Below are 13,056 nucleotides of genomic sequence, written 5' to 3' on the forward strand. Positions count from 1 at the left end.
CATAATCACAAGGGTCTAATAGGCCCTTATGATGATGATTAAGTAACGTTAATCTCAAGATCCCATTACTCACCAACATCAATCAATATAGATAATTAATGATATGACATTATTAAAACACCCTCTTTTTATCATTTCTATATTAGTCTTAATAACGCTATTTTCTTTCACTTCTTCTGCAAACATCTTTACGGGAGGAGAAGAAAAGATATTGCCTAGAAAAGAAAAAAATAACATAGGACAAAAAAATCGAGTGCCTGCTAAACAAGAAAAAGTGGTAACTCACAAACAAAATACCGTAGAAATAGACACAGCAACTGATATACAAACAAATACCCTTTATACCGAATTTGTAGATATTTTACAGATAAGCGACAAATCAGCGCAACAACTCTGGCTACAATTGCTATTCCAACAACAGATCCAAAAAAGCCCTACTAACTTAATTACATTTTTAGCTAGTTTAGATGAGAAGAGGCAAAGAGATATTGCTTATTATGCAGCGCTTACCGTTTGGGTTGAAACTGACTTAAAAGGATTCAAACAATGGCAGCCTTTTATTATTAAAGATGACAGCACAGATAAAGCTTACGCAGCAATATCAGTATTGCCCGCATCCAAAATCGATATTTCAAGTGCATTACTTTGGGTAAGTCATATTCAATCAACAAACTTACGTGACACAACAATCCAACAGATAATAACAGAGCGTGCGCCTTACCAAGGCGAAAAATTAATCCGTTGGGCTTTATCTCACGAGCAACATAAAAACCACTTAAATACTATATACAACAATATTAGCCATCACTCTCCAACCCAGGCTTTACAGTTATTTAATGAAGTAGAAACGGAAGAAATACAACTACAAAAAAATATCTTAATGCAAATTGGTTTATCGTTACCTATTAATAAAATCGATGACTCTTTAATAACTGCAATAGAAATGATGCAAAATAAGGACTTACGTGAGTTTATGTCACATATAGCATTACCACGATTAATTAAAAGTGGCAGAATTAACAATATAGATCAGTTATTACAAGCCGTTTATTCAGCTAAAGCATACCCAATACAACAAAGTCGACTGGTCGCTAAATGGGCCAAAACAGCACCAGAAATAGCAATACAATACAGTGAAACAATAAAGTCAGATAAACAACGTAAAATAGCGATGGCTTCAGTAATAAAAGAGTGGGCGATAAGTGACATTCAAATAGCAAATGAATGGCTTAATCAACAAAGCCAATGGGATGATGTAGAACTCGCAGCAGTTAAAATAGCCACTATTGCTGCTTCATCTAACGAATCAATAGAGATTGCTTTGCAATGGTTACCTTTTATTAAAACAGCTACACTACAAAATGAAACACAACAAAGAGTGATTAAAATTTGGTATCGCTATGATCAGCAAAGTGCTCTGAATTATCTAGACCAAACCAACTTATTAACCTTTCAACAAAAAACGACAATGAATAACGCCTTAACTAAAACACTTTCTAAGTATTAAATAGGTACAAATTAGGCACCAATTCCTTAAAGAATGAAAGTAATCAAAGTGTCGATAAATTAAAACTATTATAATACTATTAAACGTAGTTTCAGCCAGTTACTATTATGATAATGACAGTGAAGTATGCTGATATAAAGAGTCGTTTTATTAACATTATCTAAAAAACAATTATCACTGACAATTAAACATAGCTAACAATTGGATATTATTAACAAAATTGAGCTGTGATTTCTTTATTGCTATTAAGTTAAGGTTTATCTGTGTCTTCCCAATCCTATGTCAAAAAGAACCTATCTCTCGCTTGGCCATTAGCGCTAAACGGTTTATTAATGCAGTCGATGCTAATGATAGATACTTTATTAGTCTCCCCTTTAGGCGAAATCCCTTTAGCTGCAATGGGTATATCCACCGCGATTGTTGCTGCAATTCTGGGGATTCAAATGGCGTTGGCCAATGGTACACAATTGGTATTGAGCCGTGCTGTAGGAGCCGGAAATCAAGTGTCATTATCTAAAGGACTTTGGTCTGGGATGTTTATTAATAGCTCTGTTGCACTGCTTTTTTGGGTTCTATTAACATTTTTCGACCTTCCTCTAATAGCGGTATTAACTGACAATATACCCCTACATCAAGAGATTTCAGATTACTTAAATATATCAAAATACATCATACTGTTTACTGCTATTACACAAGTAATGATTGCTTTATTCAATGGCTTGGGGAAAACTAAAATTCCTTTTAAAGGTTACCTTATTGAGTTACCAATCAATGCGTTATTCTCTTATGTGTTAATACATGGTTACTCTTTTTCAGAGGGAGTTACATTAACAGGCTTAGGCGTTCAAGGAGCGGCGATAGGTAGTATAATCGCCATAACAGTTCGTATGATTTACCTCGGTTTATACGTATATATAGACCCAGACTTAATGCTAACTACGCCACGCCGAGACATTTCAATGCTGCGTAATATACGCTCACACTTTATTGAAATTTTTCCGATTGCAGCCAACGTCACCATTCTATTAATTGGTGCTACCATCTATCAATTATTATATTCACAATTAGATATTAATGCTTATGTAGCAATAACATTAGTCATGCCTTGGATCAGAGCGGGTACACAGTTTATAGCGGCATGGTCTCATTCTTCTGCCATCACTATCAGCCAAGCTATTGGCTCTAAAAAGATGGATGACTTAACCAAAAATGTAGATACCAGTATTGATATTGCTGTCATCATTTCAGCGATATGTGCAGTGCTTTTTGCTATCATGAGCTTGTTTATGGCTGATATTTACCCTGAACTGGATGACACCACCTATCAAGCTTTAGCAGTGATCGCGCCACTTTATATCTTTTTACCTATTGTACGGGGCTATAATACTGTTCATGGCAATATCTTACGTGCAGTGGGCAAAACAACGGCGGTATTTAAAATCAACTTCACCGGGCAATGGATTATTTCTATCCCATTATGTGCTTTCATCGTTTTAGGATTAGATGCTTCAATTTTCTGGGCTTTTGCAATACAACCTTTTGAAGAAGTTGTAAAAGCCATTCCATTCAGGCAGTTAGCAAGAAAATCATTAAAAGAATTTGATTTAGAAAAAGCACAAAAATTAATGTATGACTGACCTTAACGCATGATTGTAATTAGATTATGCACAACTGAGGATTACTTTTGCATTCGTATGCTCTGCCATGATTTATTCGATAAAACGGCATTATTTAAACGCCAATAAATTAAAATATGATTTAGTAGTCTATAAACTGATTAATAGCGTAACAAACAAAAATAAGCCGATCAACATCTCAAAATTCTGACACAGATATCTCAAATATTTGATCTAACCATAAGATCTGATTTTTAGTATGTGATCAATCAAACACATCCCATCAACTTAACTTTCTTTCAAATTACGCCTGATTATTATGTGTGACAATAATACATAAAGGGGATTATAAAATGAAAAAAACACTTGTTATTGCTGGTTCACTATTACTCACTCTACCTACTATCGCTTTAGCAGATATTGCTAACAATGGCGTATCGTATCCTGTACCTGCAGACAAATTTGATATGACAAATTGGAAAATCACTATTCCTTCAGATATCAACAAAGATGGTAAAGTTGACGAAATCGAAGGCGTTGCAATGATGAGTTACTCGCACGAAGATTTTTTCTTCTTAGACAAAGACGGTAACATGGTTTTTGAAGTGCAAAATGAAGCGGTCACCACTAAAAACTCTAAAAATGCTCGTTCAGAGTTACGTCAAATGCCTCGTGGCGCTAAATTCGATATTGACACTGCAGCACCAAAAAATAACTTTGCACTTGCAAGTAACCTTAAAGCGGCTGACTACAGTAAAGTCGGCGGAACGTTATCTGCAACATTAAAAGTTAACCACGTATCTGTTAATGCAAAATTCCCAGAAAGACCAGCTGCTCACTCAGTGGTTGTAGGTCAAATTCATGCTAAAAAATACGATGACCAAATCAAAGCAAAAACAGGATTCGGACACGGTAACGAACCACTAAAAATATTCTTTAAAAAATTCCCAGATCAAAAATATGGATCAGTTTTCTGGAACTACGAACGTAACCTAGCTAAAAAAGATCCAAACCGTGCAGATATTGCTTATCCAATATGGGGTAACACATGGGATAACCTTGCAGCACCAGGTGAAGCAGGTATCGCATTAGGTGAAGAATTTAGCTACGTTGTAGATGTTAAGGGCGATATTATGCACCTTACTTTTGAAACTGCGCGTCACAAAACAGTGACTTATAATATTGACCTAAGCAAAGGTGTTGACGAAAAAGACTCTCCAACGGGTTACGCACAAGACGCTTTCTACTTCAAAGCGGGTGCATACGGACAGTGTAGTGTAAACGATACACACCCTGTTTGGGGACCTGGTTGTGCTGGTACAGGTGACTTCGCAGTCGATAAAAAGAACGGCGATTACAATAGCGTAAGCTTCTCTGCACTTAAATTAAACGGTAAATAAACAGCTATTATAGCGTTATATTACATAACCCTATTAAGTTAAAAATATCCGACATAAACCGCTTATTTCAATGAAATAAGCGGTTTTTTATATTTTTAATGACACGTAAACATAGAAATAAAGCATCCGCCTCCAAACCAAATATACCAATGAATAACGTCAATCCTAGTGTTTTAAATTACCAGTGAAGTTAGTTTGACTAAAAACACTGTAAGCTAAAGCATGCGCCCAAGGTCAACACCATTGATAGATGCATCTGCCTTTAATGCTTTGAACTTTACACAAAGGCTAGTTTGACTAAAAACACTGCAAGCTAAAGCATGCGCCCCAAGGTCAACACCATTAATAGATACATCTGCCTTTAATGCTTTGAACTTTACACAAAGACTAGTTTTACTAAAAACATTGCAAGCTAAAGCATGCGCCCAAGGTCAATACCTTTAATAGATGTACCTGTCTTTAATGCTTTGAACGTTACACAAAGGCTATTTTTACTAAAAACGCTGCCAACTAAAGCATGTGCTAAGGTAAAAACTATAAAAATCGGTATGTTTACTGCTTTGCTGAGAGAGTTGATATCGCCAAATATTTTACCCTGTATTCAAATTTTTTATTGAGCAAACCTTAGAATTGGCATCCCAATTAAAAAATAATACCAGTCTAGTTCACAACTGCTAAAAACCACTTTAAAAAAACAACATTTGGTACACCAATTTAAGTATAATAATTTAATATCAAGACTTTCATTAACCATGTGTAAACTAAAAGAGTCTTAACTATAAAAATAACATTTAAAATCAAACAGTTAATATGGCGTTGTTGCTTGCATTTATAAAAAACTGAATAAATAGGTAAGGCTTAATTAGGAGAGCATCTTATGCATTACAAAGGACAATTAATCACTTTCGCACCTAATAGGGTATGGCGTTCTTATGTTGGAGGGAAAACACTTGATGGCCTACAAAATGTGGAAGAGCCGACTGATTCTCATTTTCCTGAAGAATGGATAGCCTCTACCGTTCAGGCAGTAAACCCAGACAGAGAATCACATATCGAAGGGATATCAACAGCGTTAATATCCTCTCAAGGTACTGACTTTGCAGCGTTAATTCAATCAGACCCTGATTATTTTTTAGGGCCGAAGCATGCTAAGAAATACACTAAAAACCCAATGGTATTGGTAAAGTACTTAGACTCTTCGGTAAGATTACACTTTCAAGCACATCCAACGGCTGAGTTTGCAAAACAACACTTAAACTCAAACTCGGGCAAAGCAGAAGCTTATTATATACTTGATATCAGAGAAGATGTCTCAGACCCTTATATTTATTTAGGTTTTCAAAATCCGCCTAGCCGTGAAGATTTTAAAGAGATGATTGAAAATCAGGATATGGAAAAAATAGAGTCCTGCTTTAAGAAAATCCCCGTTAAACCCAACGATTGTTTTTTTATTCCTGGCGGCATGCCTCATGCCATTGGCGAAGGTATTTTGATGATTGAAGTGATGGAGCCTTCTGATTGGGCTGTAAGATTTGAGTTTGAAAAGTCTGGTTATACCTTACCTGAAGAAGCACGGTTTATGAAAAAAGGCTTAGATTTTTGTTTAGATGTATTTGATTACACTCAATATACGCCTGAATATATCAAAGAGCATTTTCAACAAAAAGCACAGAAAGTAACTCAATATAATGATCATTCTTACAAAGAGTCTTTAGTGGGTAGTCAAGCGACTGATCGATTTAGAATCTGTAAATCGACAATTAAAGGGAATGTCCAGAAAGTAGAAGATGAGTTCTTTATTGGTGTTATCACTAAAGGCTCATGTACTATAAAAACGGGAACAGAGTCTTTGACGCTATCGCAATATGATACTTTCTTCTGCCCTTACGGCCTTGATGAATTTACTATTACTTCAAGTGATGGCGTAGAAATTATCGAGTGTTATCCACCTTTAAGCGATGAATAAATCATTTATTTCTCTCCCACCTCGAGTGGGGGGAGAAACCGCTATAAAAGTATTTAACAATAGAGTCAAAAACAAGATAATTTATTTATTATCAATGTTTTAATTAAAATAAAAGAGAGCGTTAGATAAATATAAAGACATAAAAAACCGAGCTTTTAAATGCTCGGTCAAGTTACAATAGAAAATAACGTATGTAATGATCTTAAAAAAGCTACGTCTTAAAAAAGCTACGTTTTAACCCCATTTCTAAACCTCTAATCTCTGCCAATCCTTTTAATCTACCAATTGCAGAATACCCAGGGTTCGTTTCTTTGCGTAAATCATCCAACATTTGATGTCCATGATCAGGACGCATTGGAATAGCACGACCTTCACCGTTATTCTCTCTACGGTGCTCTTCTTCAAGGATCGCCATAACAACATTGTACATATCAACATCACCATTAAGGTGTGCCGCTTCATGGAAGCTCATCGGGTTCTCTTCACGCATAGTAGAACGTAAATGAGTAAAATAAATACGGCTTCCGTACTGTTTAATCATATTAACTAAATCATTATCGCCACGCACACCGTAAGAACCCGTGCACATAGTTAAGCCATTTTGTTGGCTTGGAATCTCAGTAGTTAACCATTCAATATCTTCAATTGTTGAAACAATACGCGGTAAACCCAGAATAGGACGTGGTGGATCGTCAGGATGTACCGCCATTTTTAAACCAGTAGCATCACAAACAGGCATTAAAGACTTTAAAAAGTAAGCTAAATGTTCGCGTAACTTATCTTTACTAATGCCATTATAACGGTCTAATTGCGCCTGAAATTCAGTTAACGTATAACCTTCTTCTGCGCCGGGTAAGCCTGCGATTATATTAGAGGTTAATTTATCAATATCCGCTTGAGTCATGTTATTAAAGTAAACTTGCGCCTGTGCAATCTCTTCAGGACTGTAAGCGGACTCTGCACCAGGTCTTTTTAAGATATGAATTTCAAATGCAGCAAAAGCAATTTGATCAAAACGTAAAGCACGAGAACCATCTTCCATCTCAAAAGCAAGATCGGTACGTGTCCAATCTAATACCGGCATAAAGTTATAACACACGGTATCAATCCCACTTTTAGCAAGATTTTCAATAGTTTGCTTATAATTGTCTATCCACTGTTGAAAGTTACCCGTTTGGGTTTTAATTTCTTCATGAACTGGAACACTCTCAACAACAGACCAAGTTAAGCCTTTCGCTTCGATAATGGCTTTACGCTTTAGAATTTCTTCAACGGTCCATACTTCGCCATTTTTAATATGGTGCAAGGCATTCACAATACCCGTCGCGCCAGCTTGCTTAATATCATCCAAAGAAACGGGATCGTTTGGTCCATACCAACGCCAAGTTTGTTCCATTACTTACCTCTCTACATTCATTTCCATATTCATTTCTACGTTAATATTAGCTTATATTTATTGCTTAAATTAATGAAAAATAAAATTGGAATTCCAATTAAAAGACCATTTACCCATTAAATATAAGGGATAGTAGTGAGTTTCGCAATATAAAAACACACATTGGTTTACCAAATAAACAAAATAATATAGATTGCATACCAATAAGGGCGGTATTGCTCTACCACTTATGATCTAATATTGAAGTGTTTTAATGTAACCGTAGAGCTTATTACTTAAATTAAATACCTAATAACGAACATTAATAATAAAACCTTAGTTCAGTCAAATAGATGATTTGTTACTTATGTTGATGAATCCTGGAGAAATTATGTCAATCACAAAGCCACCTTTAAAAACAACCATTATCGATAGCCAAGTTAACCAAGCTACGTTAAAAACACGTATTGTGCATATTGGATTTGGTGCCTTTCATCGTGCTCATCAAGCTTTATATACCAATGAAATGCTTGAGAAAACACAATCTGACTGGGGTATTTGCGAAGTTAACTTATTTAGTGGTAGTGAAATCGTTAAAAAACTCCGTTTACAAAATCATCGCTATTTAGTCGCTGAAAAAGGCGCTAATGAAAATATCATTAAAATGGTCGGCTCGATCAAAGAATCTCTCCATCCTAAGCTTGATAGTAAACAGGCGATCATTGAAAAAATGGCTGAAGAGCAAGTCGCCATTGTCTCTATGACGATTACAGAAAAAGGCTACTGTGTAGACCATTCAACAGGTCAGCTAGACCCAACTAACTCACTTATTATCCATGACTTAGAAAACCCAAGTGAACCTAATTCAGCGATTGGTTATATTGTTGAGGCACTGCGCTTACGTAAGCAGCGAGGGCTCAAAGGTTTTTCTGTTATGTCATGTGATAATGTACAAGAAAATGGTCACGTAGCTAAAGCAGCTGTATTAGGTTTTGCCACATTATTAGATACACAACTTGCACAATGGATAGAAGATAACACAAGCTTCCCTTGTACTATGGTAGATCGCATCGTACCCGCAGTAACACCCGAAACACTCATTGAAATAGCAAAGCTAGCCGGTACCAACGATCCTTGTGCCGTTGCTTGTGAACCTTTCCGCCAATGGGTTATTGAAGATAACTTTATTCAAGGCAGACCTGACTGGAATGTAGCAGGGGCTGAATTTGTTAAGGATGTTGTCCCATTTGAAGAAATGAAATTAAGAATGCTTAACGGCACACATTCATTTCTTGCTTATTTAGGTTACCTTGGCGGCTATACCCACATTTCAGATGCAATGACCAACCAAGCATACCGAAATGCAGCCTTTGATATGATGTTAAAAGCACAGGCTGTTACGCTAAAGATGCCAGAAGGGACTGATTTAGAAGACTATGCCTCTTCATTGATTCTGCGCTTTGCTAATCCATCGTTAAAACACCAAACATGGCAAATAGCGATGGATGGTAGTCAAAAAATACCACAACGATTTGGCGCGTCACTCAAATTTCATTTAGAAAATGGTAGCGATTATAAATGGATCGCAATCGCCATAGCAGGCTGGATGCGCTATGTAAAAGGCATTGATGAGCGAGGTAACGCCATTGATGTAAAAGATCCATTAGCTAAAACGTTTTGTGCCATTAATGCGAATCATATTGACCCAACAGAACGCGTTAAAGCCTTTCTTTCAATTGAAAGTATTTTTGACCCCTCTTTATTATTGAACTCAGAGTTTATCAGTAATTTAACTAATGCTTATATACTTATTAACACACAAGGTGCGCGTCATGCGGTTACTACGCTATAAGAAAAATTAACGTTTAATATAAGTTTAGATAGCTAAATAGTTTGAATTTACAGGTATGTTAATGCCTTATTTGAATCATTTTACGGATTAGCTAAAGTCATTTTAAAAGTAAAAAATCAAATAAACCAAGCTATCATTTATATCTCTCAATATTGAAATAGATAGAGTTATCTTGGTTTTTCTATACAATATTCCACTTTAAATTTAATTAACTGAGAAACTATTAAGATGTCTATTAATCATGCTCAATCACAGTCTCCTAACACTCGACGTTATGTGGTCATTGGTACTGAGTTAAGAGACAAATTATCTCAGAACATCTATAAGGTAGGAGATCGCTTACCGACAGAGCGTGATATTGCTGAATCCTATGGTGTTAGTCGCACAGTTATTCGTGAAGCTATCATTATGTTAGAAATAGAAGGTTTAGTAGAAGTGCGTAAAGGCTCTGGCGTTTATGTTATCAACTTACCACAGCCTGATAATACCCCTCAAAATGACACGAACAATTTAATTGATTCAACAATGTTATCTGCCTTTTCAGGTTTAACAGGTACCGATATCGGGCCTTTTGAGCTATTACAGGCTCGTCAATTAATAGAAAGTAATATCGTAGAGTTTGCGGCGCATCAAATCACTAAATCTGAAATCAGCGCAATGCGTAAAGTGCTTGAAAAAGAAAAAGAAGCATTAGAAACAGGTGATAGTAACGAAGAATACGATCGTGATTTTCATATCTTGATTGCAGAAGCGACAAAGAATACTTTTCTAGTGGATATGGTCAAATTGATGTGGAGAATACGAGAAGAAAGTTTAATGTGGGCACAATTACATGCACATATTGATACTAAAGATTACCGACAAACATGGTTAAATGACCACGCCTTAATCTTAGCTGCGTTACAGAAGAAAGATGCAGTAACCGCTAAAAAAGCGATGTGGGATCATTTAGAGAATGTAAAAACCACCTTACTTTCATTATCTGACGTAGAAGATGAAAATTTCGATGGTTACTTATTTGATTCTTACCCTTTAGGAAAGTAGTTAAATCAATCTCTTAATGGTTTATTAAAGACCTTATTCAAGGCTTGAATTCAAGATGAATAAACTTTAACTTAAAAAAATAAAGCGCTTAACTATCCAATTTCTGCGTTTCAATCGCATCTAATAATTGTTCTTGAATGGTGCTTTCTTCGGGTTTATCATCAATCGAAGTACTTAAATCACTGCTATCAACAGCTTCTGTATCTTGTAATAACTCAACCATTTCAGAAGCCACTTCAGGTACAGAATCAATAAAGGTACTGGCAACATCAACTGCATATTCAGGCATACTTTCTACCACTTGAGATAAATAGTCGTTAACTGCATCTTCAATATTTTCAGCTGAATCCGCATTATCTTGTTGTTCATTTTCACCTTCAATCAGGTTGCTCACGTAGGCTTCTGCAACCATATTAGAAGATTCAGGCAATGCTTCTGATACCGTTAATGCAATCTCAGCAGAATGCTCAGGTGATACGTCACTTAAACGATTATATAGCTCAGTTGCCGTCTGTTCAGATTCTGCAGCGCTTCTATCTACCGGACGCATTTCATCTAAAGAATCAGAAAACTCATTCATGTATTGCTCTGTCATTTTCAATAGTTCTTCAGGATCATTGCCTGACATATTCTCAGCGGCAAACTCCATCACACCAATACCATTGTCTGGCATTGAGTTCGCAATCGCAACAATAATACTGGTTAATTGTTCAGGATGGTCATTAGTTATCCAATCCACTAATTCTTCAGCTTGTTCAGGAGAGGCAGTGGTTAATGCTTCAGCTATATGTACAGCCATATCAGGCGCAGCAGTTGTAATCGCCGCATATAATTTACCAATATTAATTTCATCAATGGTACTTAAAGCCGCCGCTAAGTGTGATGCATTTTGAGGGTCTTTTAATGCCAACGCTTTAGCCATATTAACGGCAATAGCTGGGTTCTTAGTAGCAAGGCTAATCGCCACATCCACTTCTGCACTTTGTTTAAATACTGGCTCAATATAGTCGGTACGTGGATCAAGCACAGAGACAGCACCAGAAGGCGTCTGCATGACGAAGTTATCTTGATCTTGTTGCGGCAATGCAGGGCGTTGTTTCATACGGATAAGAATAAACACCAGCAAAGTGCTCGCGCCGATAATCATAAAAGAAAACAACGCTTCGCTGCCGAACCACTTCATGGTTAAGGAAGCTAGATACGGCCCTAAAATACTACCAAAGGCATAAATAACTAATAGTGAGGACATCGCCGATAAAATTTGTGTTTTTAATACTTTATCAAAAGTTTCCGACATACTCATCGGATACAAACAAGCCGCAACTCCGGTGATCACTGCGATGGCAAATAGCGTTAAATTAAACATATCTAGTGCCATTAAAAACGGAATACTTAAGGAAGCTAAGATAATCGTTGAGACCATGCCCAACATGATTTTTCGACGATCAAAATTATCTGAAAGATAAGCAATAGGATATTGGAATATGATGGCACCTAAAATCGCAGACCCCATAAAGATCGATAAATTAAGATTCTGAATACCGTGGTCATTAGCAAAAATAGGTAACATATTCAGTAAACCTGCGTAGAGCAAACCACAGTAAAAACAACTTACTACACCAAGAGGCGATAGTTTTGCGATGGTAATCAAAGACATCGACTCACTGTCTTCAATAATCGGCCCTTGTTGCTTACTGATCACAATAGGCGTGATCGCCAAGCTGAATAAAACACCTGAGATAACAAATAAAACCATGCCATCAATAGGCGCAACACTGAGCAAAAACTGCCCTGAAAATAATGCGCTCATTAATACCATCTGATTAATAGAAAGTATTCGTCCTCTATTTTTTTCCGTCGCACTAAAGCTTAACCAACTATCAAGCGTTGCATTGGTACAAGCAATACAAAAACCAGTCAGCACACGCATAAGACCAAGCACATAAGGGTCAGGGAAAAGGCCAGAAACTAAAATAGCCACAGACGTTAAGCTACCGCACATCGCAAATATTCTAATGTGCCCGACTCGTTGCAACAACTTACGGCTGTAATATGAACCGGCTAAAAACCCCACTGACAACATCGATAATACGAGACCAATATTATCAACACTAATACCATCATTCTGCATACGCACAGGCAATAAGATATTGCTCAAGCCATAACCTGTCATTAATAAAAAACAGCTTATTAGCAGAAGAAAAAAAGGTTTAATCGTCATTATCACGGGGCAATTCTCTTATTTTTTAGCGGCTTTATTGCTCCTAAACAGATACTAACGAACGGTACTTTTCAG

At 36.5% G+C, this 13,056-nt stretch carries 8 protein-coding genes; 6 read left to right on the forward strand and 2 right to left on the reverse strand.

Annotated features, from left to right (window positions below; translation table 11 throughout):
- The first annotated feature begins 103 nt into the window (after positions 1-103).
- The 4 genes from SP041_RS06235 to SP041_RS06250 all read left to right on the forward strand — a co-directional run bounded on the left by SP041_RS06235 (position 104) and on the right by SP041_RS06250 (position 6,489).
- Positions 104-1,507 carry a hypothetical protein gene (locus SP041_RS06235; protein ID WP_025562808.1) on the forward strand — a complete coding sequence of 468 codons (1,404 nt, stop codon included), beginning with the start codon at positions 104-106 and terminating at the stop codon, positions 1,505-1,507.
- Positions 1,508-1,770: 263 nt separating this feature from the next.
- The gene (locus SP041_RS06240) at positions 1,771-3,144 is read left to right on the forward strand and encodes an MATE family efflux transporter (protein ID WP_081695321.1); all 1,374 of its coding nucleotides are present in this window, start codon (positions 1,771-1,773) and stop codon (positions 3,142-3,144) included.
- Between the two features lie 332 nt (positions 3,145-3,476).
- Positions 3,477-4,523: a polysaccharide lyase family 7 protein gene (locus SP041_RS06245; protein WP_025562810.1), complete on the forward strand. Its 1,047-nt coding sequence runs from the start codon at positions 3,477-3,479 to the stop codon at positions 4,521-4,523.
- 877 nt (positions 4,524-5,400) lie between these two features.
- Entirely contained in the window at positions 5,401-6,489 is a 1,089-nt protein-coding gene (locus tag SP041_RS06250) for a class I mannose-6-phosphate isomerase (protein ID WP_025562811.1), read from the forward strand.
- 211 nt (positions 6,490-6,700) lie between these two features.
- Here the strand turns inward: SP041_RS06250 and uxuA are convergent, their stop codons facing one another.
- Positions 6,701-7,885: a mannonate dehydratase gene (gene uxuA, locus SP041_RS06255; protein ID WP_025562812.1), complete on the reverse strand. Its 1,185-nt coding sequence runs from the start codon at positions 7,883-7,885 to the stop codon at positions 6,701-6,703.
- Between the two features lie 370 nt (positions 7,886-8,255).
- Between uxuA and SP041_RS06260 the strand changes: the two genes are divergently transcribed.
- A complete protein-coding gene (locus SP041_RS06260) occupies positions 8,256-9,716 on the forward strand; it encodes a fructuronate reductase (protein WP_025562813.1) in 1,461 nt (486 codons plus the stop codon).
- Between the two features lie 228 nt (positions 9,717-9,944).
- Positions 9,945-10,760 (forward strand): FCD domain-containing protein, encoded by an 816-nt coding sequence (locus tag SP041_RS06265; protein WP_025562814.1) that lies wholly within the window; start codon positions 9,945-9,947, stop codon positions 10,758-10,760.
- Between the two features lie 88 nt (positions 10,761-10,848).
- On the opposite strand, the gene SP041_RS06270 is transcribed toward SP041_RS06265, so the two are convergent.
- Positions 10,849-12,981, reverse strand: coding sequence for an MFS transporter (locus SP041_RS06270; protein WP_081695322.1), 2,133 nt, complete (start codon positions 12,979-12,981; stop codon positions 10,849-10,851).
- Positions 12,982-13,056: the final 75 nt, after the last annotated feature.

Source organism: Psychromonas sp. SP041, from assembly GCF_000470315.2.
Lineage (GTDB): Bacteria > Pseudomonadota > Gammaproteobacteria > Enterobacterales > Psychromonadaceae > Psychromonas.